This window comes from Streptomyces sp. NPDC079167 (assembly GCF_040686735.1).
Classification (GTDB): Bacteria; Actinomycetota; Actinomycetes; order Streptomycetales; family Streptomycetaceae; genus Streptomyces.
The window spans coordinates 15,827-30,030 of sequence record NZ_JBFBLO010000003.1; the positions used below are offsets into that span (position 1 = coordinate 15,827).

Sequence of the window (14,204 nt, forward strand, 5' to 3'; positions counted from 1 at the left end):
TGGTGGCCCTACATCGCACAGGTGCTGGCACTGGATCCCGAGGCGATCAACCTCCCGGAGCCCACGCCTGCGGCACCCCACACAGATACCGTTGCATCAGTCCTGCACCTGGGAAGGAGCGACGTGGAACGCCGGGAGTTCATCCTCGCCTCCAGCGGATACGCGCTGTCCGCACTCGGCCTGCCCGACATGGACAGCATCACCCGCCGAACCAAGACCGCTCTTCCCGGAGCCATCCGCGTCGGCCAGGGCGAGGTGGCCGCCGTGCGGCACATGGTCAAAGCCCTCGGCGACTCCGCCTCCGAACTCGGTGGTGGGCACGCCCGCCACCTGGCCGTCCGCTACCTCACCCAAGACGTCGCCCCCTGGCTGGAGGGCCACTTCACCGAAGCCACCGGCCGCGACCTATTCGCCGCCACCTCCCAGCTCGTCCACCTCGCCGGTTGGATGGCCCAGGACGAAGGCGACACCCCCGAACTACGCGGCCTCGCCCAGCGCTACTACGCCCACTCCTTCCGCCTGGCCGCCGAGGCCGGCGATCCGGAGCTGTCAGCGACGGCTCTCCGCGGCCTTGCCGTGCAGTGCGTCGACCTCGGCTACCGCGCCGAAGCCGTCCAGCTCGGCGAAGCCTGCGTGGAGTACGGTCACCAGCTCGACAACCCGCGGGCCGTCGCCTACTACGAGGCCACCCTCGCCAACGCCGCCGCCCAGGACGACGACCGTCGCGTGGCCACCAAGCACCTCGCCCTGTCCGAGACCGCCATCGGCAAGCCGACCGCCGCAGCCGGCGACTCCTGGGCCGCCCACTACTCCCCCGGCCGCTGGGCCCACGAATCCGGCATGATCCTCTCCCGCCTCGGCGACCTCGACGCCGCCGAGGAACACCTACACCTCGCCCTCGACATCCACGGCCTCGACCGCCGCCGCACCCGCGCCATCGTCCTCGCCGACCTCGCCGGCGTACGCCTCCGCCAAGGCGACGTCGACGGCGCCATGGCCACTTGGAGCGACTTCCTCGACTGTGCGGACGGCATCCGCTCGGTGAAGGTCCAGGCCGCCCTTCAGGACATGCGCGTCCGCCTTCGGCGGTACGGCGGCGTCCCGGAGGCGCAGGAGCTCCGCGAGCGAGCGGCCCGCATCACGGGCTAAGGGTTGTCCCTTGAATGCCCGCCGAGCCGCAGCAGGGTGGGGCGCCGTGCGGCCCTTGCCTATCGACGAGGACAGGGTTGTACACGCGGGCAATGCCGAGCATCGCGGGGTCGACACCTTCTCCCTTGAGGCGGGCAGTCGCGGAGGATCTTCCAGGACGCGCTCCGCCTTGACGCCCTGAACCACGCCCGCTCCACGGCGTGTGGGCCGGAGGCGGATGGGATGGGAGCTCGGTTTGACCGACGGGCTGTCTAAGCCGTCGGTCACACCACAGCACCGCCTCAGCCCGTACCTGACACCCAGTTAGTATTCCTCCACGACATCAGTCGATATGTGGAGCTTGGGGGGACAATGCTCAACGTAGCTCGCATACTTGACGCTACATGGCGAAACCACTACAAGGGCCGCTATCTGGAAGAACTTCCGGACGTCATTGGCCTGGACGATATCTCACGCTTCTGGCCGGCTCTGCACAACGCAATCAGGGACGACCTCGCACAAGATAAAACTCGCATTCAGAGCATCGAGATCATCAACCTCCCTAAGGATCCGGTCTCAGTTCGCCCACTAGTGCGTTTTTCAATTCGTGACAGAATTCTCTACGAATCCCTCGTTTTCGGGTTGGCTCACTCCGTAGACAAAGAAATCTTCTCTTCTGTATACAGTTATAGATGGAATCGACTCAGCTTTTCGTTCCGTGATCCAATCAAAATGTGGTTGCGGATGCAGAAGGCAGCCTCTCGACATCTGGTCAAAAATCCGACGCACTATGCGGCAAAGACAGACGTCACATCCTTTTATGAAAGCATCCACCTTGAGACCCTCACAGAGGACCTAGAGGCAGCAACCGGGCAGGTCGAGTGGGTGAATAAGCTCCGAATCTATTTGGATTCCTTTCAATCTTTCCATAGCGCATGGGGAATTCCACAGGGGTCCGACGCGTCCGGCATTTTGGCCAATCTGTACCTGCTCCCCGTCGATGAATTGTTGCGCCGAAGGGGTGTGCGCTCCCTAAGATACTCAGATGACATGTACCTATTCGGGTCAGATTTTTGGGAGCTCAGAGATTCGCTCCTGCAGATAAATGACGTACTGCGATCACGACGTCTGAGCATGGCAACTCAGAAGACAGAAATAATGAACACATCGAGCGCGGTCAACTACTTCAGCGATGCCGAGAAAGATGCTATCCAGTATGGGATAGTCGTTGGTAACCCCGGCAGATCTGATCTGGTTCGAAAATATTTTGATTCCGTACTAGAACGGGACCGAATCTCCGTCAGAGATCTTCGATTTGCCATTAACAGGCTTAAGCGACTTAACGATGACTACGCACTGCCTTGGGTTCTAGATAATGCCACTAGACACCCTCACATGTCCAAAGAAATCTTCGCTTACATGGCAAAGTTCATTGACGGAAGAGATGGCGAGGTTGCCACCAAACTAGCTTCCATGATGAGCAGCGGTGAGATCTCACCGTACCCGTACTTGCAGTTCCAGGTTCTTCGAATGGCCTTGAAATACGATATCAAGGATGCTCGAATAATTGACGCCGCATGGCAAATTCTGGAGGACAAAAACAGAGGAAGCTTGCCCCGCGAATTTGCGGTGCGCTACATTGCTCGATCGGGAAGCCTATCCAGCGGAATGCTAATGAAGCACCGCTTCGAGAACGAGCAAGAAGACTCCATGAGACGTGCCTTGATGGTCGGAATGTACGAATCGGGCTACTATCCCAAAAGACTCTTTACCTCCATCGCCCAGCATAAAGATGCACTCGGCCTAACTGCTTCCTATCTCGACACGTCTCCCAAAGTTCCAGTGATATGAAAGGCAGTCATGACGACGCCAACTCCATCGCCTTCCTTGGGCCTTCTCACCACGTTGAGCACTGATGCGAACTATAGCGCCCAATCCTATTTTGAGGCAGCAAAATCTGCCGATTTCTGGAGCCGCATCATAGTTTTCTTGCCAGCACTCGTTGCCGCACTGGCCGGAATGATAACCGCCTTTTACTCAATAAAGATTGGTGGCCCCATATCTGCCGTTTCTGGAGCTGTTGCGGCTACCGCCGCATTCATCGGATCGGGAAAGCAAGCCAGCTCCTATAGGGAGTCGGCCCGGAAATACACGAATTTGAGGCACGCTGCGCGTCTGGAAATCGCAGTGTCGCAGTCCAAAACCGAACCAGAGCTGGAGAAGGTTGTACGCGACCTCTTCGAACGCCGTGAAGCCATCGTCTCAAGCGATGAACCCGTCCCTAATCGCTTTTTCGATCGTGCCTCGAAGAGAATCGACGCTGGGGTTACCTCGTATAGCCAAGATGATGAGTGATATACCCTCCAGAACCTCCTGAGCGCATTTCCTCCCGCAACTAAAAGCCAAATCCCCCTCTCTGCGCACCTACCTACTCGAATCAAAATTGGAGCTACCGGAGATCTGGTCAGACTGGATGGTCAGTAGCAACGAAGTTGCAGTGCAGCAGAATCGAGGCGGCTTGGCCAGGATGCCCAAATGCGTCCGTCCAGCTCTCTCTCCGGCCCACCGTCCTGTTCGGGTCCGCATTGCCAAGACTCCCAAGTTCAGAGCGCGAGTTCGGTTCTTTTCACCCGCTCCACGACGAAGGCCCTGGTCGGAGACCAGGGCCTTGTCTGCGGTCGACATCGCGCGACGCGAGACCCGCCACCGCAGTCTTCGGCTTCCACATATTCGTCGCTACGCCCATCACGAATTCAGCGTCACCGAGATGGTCAACACCAGGAACCCTGTCATCCCGCCTTGGGCCATCAGGGGCCCGGCTTGAAGAGCTCGAAGACGGGCAGGTGGCTCGCCCAATTGCTGCCGAACAAAGCCATGAGTATCAACATGGACCAGGCGGTTCCTACTGCAGCTATCGCCATGTCCGGCAGGCCGAGGAAGGCCAACCCGACAACGCCTCCAGCGATCAGCACAACTGCGGCGGCTACCCGTAGCAGCTCTCGGTCGCGGACTGGCTTCTTGCCCTCCAGCAAAGGCTTGGGGAGGAGCGCTCCAATGCATCCGTCGACATACTGTTCGGCGATCGTCGCGACCAAGCCGGCGATCTCGCTAAGCGCTTCGGCCTGAGGGCTGTGATCCAGAGCAGCTTCCGCCTCGCGCAGCTTGGCCACCACCTGGCCAGCATGGGCCTTCAGCTCTCGCCGCCGGGGAGACAGGAGGGCGACTGTTCCCGAACGGCGATGCGCTCGCATCACGTTCCCTTCGAGACGGCGCAGCGCAGTCCCCGCAGCGAAGAGCTTCTCCGGCCGCTGAGCGTGGCTGGCGCCATGCGCTTCAGCGCAGGCTCGAATCGTTGCCCTGCACGCCGAGGTGAGCTGGTTGCGGACGAACGGAAGACCGGCGCCTCTCGTCTTCACACACAGCTTCATGAGCAGCGTGACCAAGATGGCCCAGGCTGCCAGCCAGTGCCAATGTGGCTCCCGCCCGCGGTAGAGACCCAGCACAATCACGAAGTACACGACCACGACGTACGCGAGCATGGCCGCAGCGAGCATGAAGAAGAACCACGGGAGATCCGCTGCGGACGCATGTCTGAGAGCAACCTTCATTCGCGGTGGGATGGGCCACCATCCATATCCCAGCCGATCAAGGTCAACGCGAAGTTCAGCTACCGACTCGTCACCCCAGCCCCGTACACGCCGTCCCCACCGCGCCCGTAACGAGATGTTCAGACTCATGGCCGCGAGCATGCCACCTGGCACCGACAGCGGCGGTACGTCACTGATGCCGACCGCAGGGCGCCGTAGCCGAGCAGGAGGGAAGGGCGCGTGCCACAACGTGCCAGTAGGGACAGTAAACAGCGGTCAACAGCAGGCAGGGAAAGACGCCACCCACTTTGCTGGTTGGACTCGTTTCCGCAGTTCAGGGCCCAAGTAGTGGCCCGAGCGCCAGGGGATTCCCAAGCTCAGAGCGCGAGTTCGATTCTCGTCACCCGCTCCATGAAAAAGCCCCAGGCCAGCGGCCGGGGGCTTCTTTGTTGCCACAAGCCCGATCAGGCACCCCGCGCTCACCCTGCACCCGACGTGCCCGTTGGCTTCCTCCAGCCGTCGCACCCCACGGGCATGTATGTCAACTATGATAGTTGCTATACGCTTCGGCATATGGAGACGAAGACGTACACAACCATCGACCTGCGCAAGGGGATGGGCGAGATCCTGGACCGGACCCGGATCGCCGGCGAGGCCGCCGCCATCACCCGCAAGGGCAAGACGGTCGCCTACCTGGTGCCGGCCGAGTGGTTCGAGCAGATGGCCCGCGGGCGCCAGCCACACGAGGACCGACACGAGGCGGCCTGACCCACCCTCCACACCAAGGAGCACGAACCATGCCCGCCCACGCACTCCACTTCGATGGTTACGAGGGGGAACCCCTGCGGTTGCCGCCCATGCCCGAACGCACGCCTCAGGCACTTCGGTTGGCGATTCAGGAACACGCTCCGCACCTCCTCCCGGACTTTGAGGCGCACTGGAAGCGCGTCATCGGCGACGCCTTCAACATCACGCCCGTGCCCGCCTTCATGCGCCTGTGGTGGACGCAGTACGCCATCGCACGGAATCCCGTTCTCGACTCGCAGCTTCGCGACCTCGAAGCCCGCGCCGCCAAGTCCGTGGACCCTGAGGAGTCCCTCCGGCTTCTGGAGGAGTACAGCCGCCTCCGGCACGAAGCCGCTGAGAGGAAGCCCGGAGAGTGATCGACGAACCACTCCGGCCGCCTTGGCAAATGGACTGGACGAAGCAGGCGCAGCACGACTTCCAGAACATGCCCGCCGAAGGCAGCGACCTGATCATGAGTGCCCGTGCGGAACTGATCACGGCCGAAGACCCGTACTTCCGGGGGATCGACGCCGATGCCTCGCTCCCGCACTGGATGACCGTCCGACCTCTGGCCTCTACAAGCCCCGGCGGCCCTCACATCGTGGACCTGGCCGGCGGACGCGGCTGGCTCATCTACACCTTCATGCGGCGCCACGCCGATCCCCAGATCGTCGTCACCGAAGCCTTCTGGGCCTGACGTCTGCCCACCGGAGCATCTGCAGCACAGGTGGTCCCGTTCCGTTTCCGTCACCCGCTCCAGCGCAGAACCTCAGACTGATGACCCGCCGCCGACGTGCCCCATCCGTGCCCAACAGAGCGGACAACAGCGGTCAGATACGGCTCTCAGAGACACGGGCTCATCCACCTGCCCGTTGCAAAACCCCAGCTCAGGCACCCTCTGGCAGCCCAAGAACCGTTGTCACCCGCTCCATGATGAAGGCCCCGGTCAGCGACCGGGGCCTTCACGTTTTCCCAGAAAGCCGCCCAGGTGCGCGCCACCTTCGGTCCGTCGTGCCGGGGAACCTCTGACGGCCTCCATGGAGAGGGCGCAGAAGGCAGCGCGCCCGGACGCACGAGGCACCTAAACTTCAGGGAACATCGCGTGGTGGGGTGGAGATGCTTGGACCAGGGCGACGAGATCGGCAGCGGGAGCTCGAGGCCGAAGTGACGGCCTTGGGCGAGATGTTGGTCGAGCACACCTTCGTTCCGGGTGATCCCGGAACACCGCCGAAGGCGCTGGATGACTGGGAGCGCGCCCTCGACGCGTACGACGCCGCTTCTCGTGCCTTGCACCGCCGCAGGCAGAAGAAGGTCGTTCCGCATCTACTACAGGAGGGTCTGACCGCCCTGGTCGACCTGGAAACCCGTGTCGCCGGCTCACCGATACCTGGGCGGTTTCCGCCCTGCTTCTTCGACCCGCGTCACGGGCATTCGACCACGGAGGCCAGTTGGGCTCCCCATGGCGGCGCGAAGCGCCTCATAGCCGTGTGCGCAGCCGACGCGGTACGGCTCCGCGAGGGTTCGCCCATTCTGCCCAGCGGGCATGTCACAACGGCAGGAGAGTCCGGTGAACCACCCCGGCGCCCCGGGGGCGATCTTTCCAATCCTTGGCTGATCGGGCTGTTCGCGCTGCTCTTCGGCTACGCGACCGCCCTCCTAGTCATGGGTGACATGACAGGAGCGATCCTGGCCGTCACTGTGGGCGGGACTGTCGGCGGAGTGGTCCTCCTCTCGGCACTTCTCGTATGCAGCGCCTCGATCGACCTGTGGGCGCTGGTACGTCGGGGCCATCGGACACGGGCGACGTTCGCTCGGTCGGCACACGGTCGGCACGGGGCTGATGAACACGTCTACGTGCTCACCGACGCCTCCGGCCGACGGCGTGAATACATTCAGCGGGCGTACAGCGGAGCGGCAAACCCCTCACCCTCCCGGACCGTCTGGTACCTACCGAAGGCGGATAACAGAGGCAAGGCGTTGAGCGCCTGGTCCCCCGTCTGGCTTCCTCTCCGCGTTCTCGTCGGACTGCCGTTCCTCCTCGGTAGCACCGCTATCACCCTGTACCTGATCCCGGGACGGCTGATCGCGTTCCTCCCTTCCTGACTGCCGCACCCGCCTCGCCTCGCTTTGGCAGCGCAGTGAGCACCGGCCAACCGGGCCCGCACGGCGCTTGCCTGCGAAGCTCCTCCCGATCTGAGCTCCGCGGAGGTGTGCGCCTCTGTGCGCATACTCCAGTATGCTTGGATCTATGTCCTCAACGACTCGCATCACCGTCACGCTCCCCAGCGACCAGGTGGCGGAACTCCGGAAGCTCACGGACAACGTCTCCGGCTACGTAGCCGAAGCCGTAGCACGCCAGATCCGGCATCAGCTCCTGGGCGACGATCTTCACCGTCACGAGGAGGAGCACGGGCCTTTCAGCGACGAAGAGCTCACCGAGGCTCGCGCGAAGATCTTCGGCTCCGCCGGCACCGCCGAGGGCACGGAAGCCGCGTGAGCGAGCGCATCGAGACCGTCGTCCTGGACTCGGAAGGGCTGTCCGCCTGGATCGCGCAGGACCGCAAGCTCCTCGCCATGCTGCAGGTCTTCCACGACATGGGAGCCGACCTGGTGATCGGTGCCAACACCATCGTGGAAGTCACCCACACCCGTACCAACATGCCTCGCCTCAACTGGGCCCTGTCCCGTGTCAAGGTGGAGCCCGTCACTGAAAACGCGGCGAAAGCGGCGGCTGAGCTCCTCAAAGGCGCCGGGCTGCACGGGCACAAGTACGCCATCGACGCCACGGTCGCCGAGGTCGCGCTCCGTCAGCCAAAACCCGTCGCCCTACTGACGTCCGACAGCGATGACATGACCAAGCTCTGCGGCAACCAAGTCCGCATCATCCCCCTCTGACCAGACGACCCGCCCGGAGCACGCGTCGCACGGCCAAGCACTCGTGCCCCAGCCGTGCCCAGCAGAGCGGACAACAGCGGTCAGATACGGCTCCCAGAGACCGGGAGCCATCCACCTGCCCAATCCGAAATCGCAGGTCAGAGCCCCTGCAACAAATTAGGAACCGTTGATTCCCAAGCTGGGAGCGCGAGTTCGATTCTCGTCACCCGCTCCAGCAGAAAGCCCCAGGCCGTCGGTCGGGGCTTCCTTGTGCCCAGCAGCCTGTCACCGTCCGGTCGGCCCCTGCGGCCTCTCCCTGGATGATCGACGTATGGCATCACAGCCCAGCCTTTCCGATCTTCGCCGTGCCAGGTTCGCCCGCGCGCGCCCGCAGCGCTGTCCGAGCCCGAAGAACCGCACCCCGCACCCGGTCCCGTAAGGCACGCCGCGACGCTGTTGCGCAAGCACCGGGGGGGGGACGGTCACATCGCCGCCCTGGCGACAGCCGGCCTGCCCGGCATCGAGGCGCTGGTCCTGCACAACGCCACCGGCACGGCACCGACGTCGGTATTGTGCATGCGGATCTGCGGATAGTTTTCGAAGCAATGGGCCCCGCTCGGGGCCGGTTGCGCGATCGCGGTCCGCTGGACTGCGCGGGGGATCTCCCGGAGCCCGGCTCGGCCCCGCGCGGTGAAGCAGAGGTGCTCACCGACCGCCTCGACGCCGCCCCGTACGACCGCCTCGGCCCTGCCGCCACGGCACGCCCCACCGAACTGGCCGGCGGCTTCACCAGAACCCTTCAGGGCAGCGGGCGCCTTCCCTTCAGACCGCTTCGGCGAAGGCTGAGTCCCGGGCCAGACGCCCGCCACCTCGATCAGGTACGGAACCGCTCATGGCCTGACGTGGTCGTACACGCGCGATTCTGCCGGAAGGCTGATCACGTAGACGGGCAGCGCCACCGGGCCCACACCGGAGGCGCCCAGTCCCGGGGTGGCATAGCGTTTCCCGTGACGGGCCGGGGCCGACAGTGGTGATACGGGACGGCGGATCAGCGGTGGAGCAGCACAAGGGCAGAGCTTCCCGTCAGGCGGATGACGGATGGTGGTCCGGCCGGCTGCATGAGCTCTGGCGTGTCGCCGAAACGGCGCAGGACGTGACAGGGCTGGCCGATTCCCTCTACGACATGCTGCTCCGTATGCCCGGTGTTCTGGCCGTCGTGGGTACCCGCTGGAGCGGCGGGCTGCTGCACTACCTACGCGGTGCCACCTTGGCGGAACCGATGCCAACGCTAATAGAAATCGAACAACATTACGGTGAATCCGGCGCTGCCGGGGCTCCGGACGGTGATCCGACTGTCACGGTTCACGATGTGTCGGGGCTCGACGGCGCCATGCCGCATGTCCAGATGCTGACGGCAGCCGGAGCACGGAGCGTGTGTGAGTGTGCCGTGCCGCTGGGGCAGGGCGACTGGGCGTCGTTCATGGTCGGCACCGCGGACAGGGACACAGTCGATGTGACGCTGCGGACCCGGTTGAAACAGGTGGCTGAGGTCGCCATGGTCTCGGACAGGCGCATCATGGCCCGGCGCGACGACGAGGTGCGTCAGGTGAGTGACGCCTTCCTGGCGGAGGCTTCGTTGCAGATGGATTCGAGCCTCGACGTGGAGAGCACCGTGCGGCGGGTGGCTCGTACGGCCGTTCCTGCCATCGCCGAGGGGTGTGTCCTGCATCTGCGTCTTCCCGACGGACTGACACCCGTGTCCTTCGCGCACATGGACGCCGGTGAGCAGCAGTGGCTGGGCGAGGTTGCGGCCCAGGACGCCTGGCTGACGGATGTGCTGCAGCGGGTACTCGACAGCGGGCAGGCTGTGGCACTGAAGGGTGAGGGGCTGGAAGGGGGGCCCTTCGGGCCCGCCTCGTCCGGGGCGGGCCGTGCCGTGCGCGCGATCAGTGTGAACCCGCTGAAGGCCCGGGGCCGGGCCCTGGGCACCCTGACCTTCCTCTACCACCGGGTGGTCGTCGCCGAGGGGGCCTCGCGGTTCCTCGCGGGTCTGGCCGACCGGGCCGCGTTGGCCATCGACAGCAGCACCCTTTACGAACAGCGGCGCCGCCACGTGGTCTCCCTCCAGCGGCATCTGCTCCCCAGGGAGCTCCCGCGGATTCCGGGCCTCACGCTGAGTTCTGCGTACGAAGTGGGTGACGTCTCGCTCGATGTGGGCGGTGACTTCTACGACGCCGTCCCGGGGACGCAGGGTGGTGTGACCCTCCTCATCGGTGACGTCTGCGGTCGCGGGGCGGAGGCAGCGGCACTCACGGGGCTGGCCCGCCATACCCTGCGCACCCTTCTCGAGGACGGCAGCCCGCCCGAGCACGCGCTGGGACGGCTGAATCAGGCCCTTGTCAGGGAGAGCACGTCACGCTTCGTGACGGCGCTCGTAGCGGTGCTGGTGACCGACGGGGAGGGGTTCGGTGTGCGCTATTGGAGTGCCGGGCATCCGGCCCCTCTCGTGCGGCGTGAGGAAGGCACGGTGGAAGAACTGCCGGCCCACGGGGATCTGCTGGGTGTACTGGAGGACATCGAGTACGGATCCGGATCGGTGCACCTGACGCCGGGGGACGCGCTGGTGATGTTCACCGACGGAGTGACCGAGGCGAGAGCGGCAGACGGGGAGTTCTTCGAAGCACGTCTCCAGGACGCGGTGGCACAGAAAGGCGCCGGCGATGCCCAGGGGTTCGCCGAGCGGCTGGCGAAGGCTGTTGTGGATTTTCGGGCGACCGGGGCCGATGACGTCGCCGTACTGGTCGCACGGGCGGAGTGCGTCGGATGAGCGGGGCTGCCGGGAAGCAGAGGATCGACCACGACCTCGTCTGGGTGATCGAGGATTCGGCGGAGGACGCCGAGGCCATCGCACGGGCGCTCGGTCGCACCCATCCGGGTCTGGCACTGGAATTCACCGACCGGGGGACAGGATTCGTCGAGCGGTTGCTGGGGGCCGCCCGACGGCCGGGGCTCGTTCTTCTGGACCTGAAATTGCCTGGTCCCAGTGGAACCGAGGTGCTGCGGTCGATCCGCTCCCGGCCCGAACTCGACGGCGTGGCCGTAGTCGCCTTCACCTCGTCCACCGGACCGGACGAGGTGGACACGACCTATGCGGCAGGCGCCGACAGTTACATCTACAAGCCGGTCAACTTCGAACTCTTCAGCGCGGTACTGAAGAGGGCTGTCGACTACTGGCAGAGAAAGGCGAGGGACGGGGAGGAGGACCCCGCCGATCAGCCTCCTTCCTGACCCAAAGTGAAGAAGAAAGTGGTCCCCCGGCCTCGTTCGCTGTCGAGCCACAGCTCGCCGCCGTGGCGCTCGACGATCCGCTTGACGATCGCGAGTCCCACACCGGTGCCGCCCCCACGCTCGCCCTGCCCGTGCAGTCTGCGGAACAGCTCGAAGACTTCGTGCTGCTGGTCGGGCGGGATGCCGATGCCGTTGTCCCGGACCACGACGGTCTGCTGTGGAGGTCCGCCTGCCGGTGGGCGGAGCCTGTCGACGAGGACTTCGACCGTACGGTCGTCCTGGTCAGCGGCGTACTTGGCCGCATTCACCAGAAGGTTGACCAGCACTTCGTAGAGCCGGTTCTCGTCGGCGTACACCACGGGCAGGTCATGTCTGATGACCCGCACGTGGGCCTCGGCCAGGCGTTCACCGGCCACGTCGAGTGCGGAATCCAGTACCCGGTCCAGGGGGACACGGGTGCGGTGCAGCCCGCCTCTTCCCAGCCGGGCGAAGTGAAGCAGCGAGTCGAGCAGGTCGTCCATACGGCCGGCCAGCCGCTGCATGTTGTGCATCCGGCGGACGGTGGTCGCGTCGAGCTCCGCTGCGGCGTCCTCGATGACGAAGGTCGCGGCGTTGGAGATGCCTCGCAGCGGCTCCTTGAGGTCGTGAGCTGCCACGTGGGCGAATGAGTCCAGGTCGGAGTTGGTGATGCGCAGCTGTTCGTTCAACGCTGCGAGTTCCGCCTCGTGCCGGAGTACGAGTCCTGTCAGCGTGCGCCAGAGCTCCTGCGCGGTGGCGCGGTCGGTCGGCGTCCAGGGCAGGCACTGTCCGTGCACCACCGCGCGGAACACGGCGCCTGAGCCGCGAGGGGTGAGCCGTTCGCCTCGCGGTCCGACCCGGACGGGCATGGAGGGGTCGGTGGCCCATTGGCGGGCGGCCGGACGGGCCTTGCGGAACCAGGCGAGGTAGTCACCCGAGCGGCTCAGCGTCACCATCAGGACCCCTGCCGGACCGTTTTCCATCACTTCGTCGGGACAGTCCGGCTCCTCCGAGAGGCGGTCCGTACTCCAGACCGTGCCGGGTGGAGGCCCTGCCGCGCGTGCCTGGAGGGCCTCCAGCAGAGCGGGGGGAACGCTCATTCCGCCGATGGTGCTGCGGCCGCCGCGGCAGAGCACCGCGCCATCGGCGTCCAGCAGGTCTCCGAGGGCGTCGTCACCTGCCAGGAGCGAGTCCTCCAAGTCCGACGTGACCCGGGAGATGATCCGGTCAAGGCGCTCGCGGGACGCGGTGAGCGCCTCGGCCTGCTCCCGTTCCTCGATGACCGCGAGTTGGAGGGAGAAGGCCACGCCGAAGAACTCACACGCCGCCCGCAGCTCAGGGGGGACGGTGACAGCGGTGTAGCCATGGCAGGCGATCAGCCCCCAGAGTTCGCCTTCCCGGAGAACGCTCACCGACATCGACGACTTCACACCGATGTTCCGCAAATACTCCAGGTGGAAGCCGGACACCGTGCGCAGCACGGAGTTCGACAGATCCAGCGGCAGGCCCGAATCGTCCCGGAGCGGCGGGTGCAGGCCCACACTGATGTCGTCCACGTCGGCGATCGCCCGGATCCAGTTGTCGCGGTAGAGCCGCCTCGCCTGGGGCGGGATGTCGCTGGCGGGGAACCAGAGTCCCAGCCAGGGCTCGCGGCCCTCGGTGATGTCCTCCGCCACCACCTCTCCCGGCCCGTTCTCTCCGTCGAAGCGGTAGGCGACCACCCTGTCGAAGCCGGTCAGCGCCCGAATCTCCTGGGCGGCCGCCTGGCAGCACTCGGCTGCCGTCGTCGAGGACCGCAGACGCGTCAGAGCTCGCCGGACCCCCTGGTAGAAGTGCGCGAAGTGCGGCGCCGCGACGGCGCGCGACTCACACTCGAGAACCACCAGGGACCCCTGCCGGTGTGCTGTCACGTCGAGCATCCGGGGGGCGCCCGCCACATCGACGGAGACAGGGAGGACCAGGCTTGCCGCATCGTGCTGTGCGCCGACCTCGAGCGCCTCGGCCCAGTGCTCGGGGGACAGCACTCGCGTGATGGGCCCACCGACCAGCTCCTCGGCAGCAATCCCCAGCAGGCTACGCGTGTTCAGTGCCGCGGTGTCCACGGTGCCGGTATCGGCCTCCACCGCGAGCAGGGTGCCGTGGGACTGGATCATGCCCAGCCGGTGGATGGGCTCCCGGACGCATTCGCTGAGGTCGAAGCCGATGGCCGCCGCGGCTTCGGCCTCCCGCTCCGGTTCCGGTAGGGACATCTCTTCTCCCATGCACCGAGTTCTCGATCCGGTCAGGCCGGACGTCCGGCTCGCCGCGATCCTTGCACGCCGCCCCGCGACGGTGGGGCTGTCGCAGACGCGTGTCACGACTCACGCCCAGCAGCTTCCAGGGGCGCGTGCGTGGCCGTGCTTTCTGCTTCGCGTGCGTGGGCAGCTGTCCGCTGAACGACCGGCGGCCGACCGTGCACCGATGCGTTACAGAGCTGATTGCGGTCAGACCCTGACGTGCGCAGGTCTGTCACGGTGGAGTGGG

General features: G+C 65.1%; 13 protein-coding genes. 11 read left to right on the top strand and 2 right to left on the bottom strand.

Annotated features, from left to right (window positions below):
* Positions 1-123 precede the first annotated feature (123 nt).
* The 3 genes from AB0P41_RS07780 to AB0P41_RS07790 all read left to right on the top strand — a co-directional run bounded on the left by AB0P41_RS07780 (position 124) and on the right by AB0P41_RS07790 (position 3,483).
* On the top strand, positions 124-1,149 hold the full coding sequence (locus AB0P41_RS07780) for a tetratricopeptide repeat protein (protein ID WP_365930784.1): 1,026 nt from the start codon (positions 124-126) through the stop codon (positions 1,147-1,149).
* A gap of 351 nt (positions 1,150-1,500) precedes the next feature.
* Positions 1,501-2,979, top strand: coding sequence for an RNA-directed DNA polymerase (locus tag AB0P41_RS07785; RefSeq protein WP_365930785.1), 1,479 nt, complete (start codon positions 1,501-1,503; stop codon positions 2,977-2,979).
* Positions 2,980-2,988: 9 nt separating this feature from the next.
* Positions 2,989-3,483, top strand: a complete 495-nt coding sequence (locus tag AB0P41_RS07790; protein ID WP_365930787.1) for a hypothetical protein — start codon at positions 2,989-2,991, stop codon at positions 3,481-3,483.
* A 452-nt stretch (positions 3,484-3,935) separates the two neighbouring features.
* Here AB0P41_RS07790 and AB0P41_RS07795 read toward each other — a convergent pair whose 3' ends face one another.
* Complete coding sequence (locus tag AB0P41_RS07795; RefSeq protein ID WP_365930789.1) at positions 3,936-4,736, bottom strand: hypothetical protein; 801 nt, start codon at positions 4,734-4,736, stop codon at positions 3,936-3,938.
* Positions 4,737-5,288: 552 nt separating this feature from the next.
* Here AB0P41_RS07795 and AB0P41_RS07800 point away from each other — a divergent pair.
* The 8 genes from AB0P41_RS07800 to AB0P41_RS07835 all read left to right on the top strand — a co-directional run bounded on the left by AB0P41_RS07800 (position 5,289) and on the right by AB0P41_RS07835 (position 11,663).
* Positions 5,289-5,483 carry a type II toxin-antitoxin system Phd/YefM family antitoxin gene (locus AB0P41_RS07800; protein ID WP_024490776.1) on the top strand — a complete coding sequence of 65 codons (195 nt, stop codon included), beginning with the start codon at positions 5,289-5,291 and terminating at the stop codon, positions 5,481-5,483.
* Between the two features lie 29 nt (positions 5,484-5,512).
* Positions 5,513-5,878, top strand: a complete 366-nt coding sequence (locus tag AB0P41_RS07805) for a hypothetical protein (protein ID WP_365930791.1) — start codon at positions 5,513-5,515, stop codon at positions 5,876-5,878.
* A 29-nt stretch (positions 5,879-5,907) separates the two neighbouring features.
* Positions 5,908-6,198 (top strand): hypothetical protein, encoded by a 291-nt coding sequence (locus AB0P41_RS07810; RefSeq protein ID WP_018960870.1) that lies wholly within the window; start codon positions 5,908-5,910, stop codon positions 6,196-6,198.
* A gap of 476 nt (positions 6,199-6,674) precedes the next feature.
* Complete coding sequence (locus AB0P41_RS07815; protein ID WP_365930792.1) at positions 6,675-7,604, top strand: hypothetical protein; 930 nt, start codon at positions 6,675-6,677, stop codon at positions 7,602-7,604.
* 145 nt (positions 7,605-7,749) lie between these two features.
* Complete coding sequence (locus AB0P41_RS07820) at positions 7,750-7,998, top strand: type II toxin-antitoxin system CcdA family antitoxin (RefSeq protein ID WP_365930793.1); 249 nt, start codon at positions 7,750-7,752, stop codon at positions 7,996-7,998.
* On the top strand, positions 7,995-8,396 hold the full coding sequence (locus AB0P41_RS07825; RefSeq protein ID WP_365930795.1) for a DNA-binding protein: 402 nt from the start codon (positions 7,995-7,997) through the stop codon (positions 8,394-8,396). The genes AB0P41_RS07820 and AB0P41_RS07825 overlap by 4 nt, the downstream gene beginning before the upstream one ends.
* Before the next feature lie 1,033 nt (positions 8,397-9,429).
* Positions 9,430-11,202 carry a GAF domain-containing SpoIIE family protein phosphatase gene (locus tag AB0P41_RS07830; protein WP_365930796.1) on the top strand — a complete coding sequence of 591 codons (1,773 nt, stop codon included), beginning with the start codon at positions 9,430-9,432 and terminating at the stop codon, positions 11,200-11,202.
* Positions 11,199-11,663 carry a response regulator gene (locus AB0P41_RS07835; RefSeq protein WP_365930797.1) on the top strand — a complete coding sequence of 155 codons (465 nt, stop codon included), beginning with the start codon at positions 11,199-11,201 and terminating at the stop codon, positions 11,661-11,663. The genes AB0P41_RS07830 and AB0P41_RS07835 overlap by 4 nt, the downstream gene beginning before the upstream one ends.
* On the opposite strand, the gene AB0P41_RS07840 is transcribed toward AB0P41_RS07835, so the two are convergent.
* Complete coding sequence (locus AB0P41_RS07840; RefSeq protein ID WP_365930798.1) at positions 11,648-13,930, bottom strand: ATP-binding protein; 2,283 nt, start codon at positions 13,928-13,930, stop codon at positions 11,648-11,650. The genes AB0P41_RS07835 and AB0P41_RS07840 overlap by 16 nt on opposite strands.
* Positions 13,931-14,204 lie beyond the last annotated feature (274 nt).

Bases quoted from the DNA above. Each gene is read 5' to 3' on its own strand.
- AB0P41_RS07795 (WP_365930789.1), bottom strand. From the start codon at position 4,736: ATGAAGGTTGCTCTCAGACATGCGTCCGCAGCGGATCTCCCGTGGTTC.
- AB0P41_RS07805 (WP_365930791.1), top strand. From the start codon at position 5,513: ATGCCCGCCCACGCACTCCACTTCGATGGTTACGAGGGGGAACCCCTG.
- AB0P41_RS07820 (WP_365930793.1), top strand. From the start codon at position 7,750: ATGTCCTCAACGACTCGCATCACCGTCACGCTCCCCAGCGACCAGGTG.
- AB0P41_RS07785 (WP_365930785.1), top strand. From the start codon at position 1,501: ATGCTCAACGTAGCTCGCATACTTGACGCTACATGGCGAAACCACTAC.
- AB0P41_RS07800 (WP_024490776.1), top strand. From the start codon at position 5,289: ATGGAGACGAAGACGTACACAACCATCGACCTGCGCAAGGGGATGGGC.
- AB0P41_RS07790 (WP_365930787.1), top strand. From the start codon at position 2,989: ATGACGACGCCAACTCCATCGCCTTCCTTGGGCCTTCTCACCACGTTG.
- AB0P41_RS07810 (WP_018960870.1), top strand. From the start codon at position 5,908: ATGGACTGGACGAAGCAGGCGCAGCACGACTTCCAGAACATGCCCGCC.
- AB0P41_RS07835 (WP_365930797.1), top strand. From the start codon at position 11,199: ATGAGCGGGGCTGCCGGGAAGCAGAGGATCGACCACGACCTCGTCTGG.
- AB0P41_RS07840 (WP_365930798.1), bottom strand. From the start codon at position 13,930: ATGTCCCTACCGGAACCGGAGCGGGAGGCCGAAGCCGCGGCGGCCATC.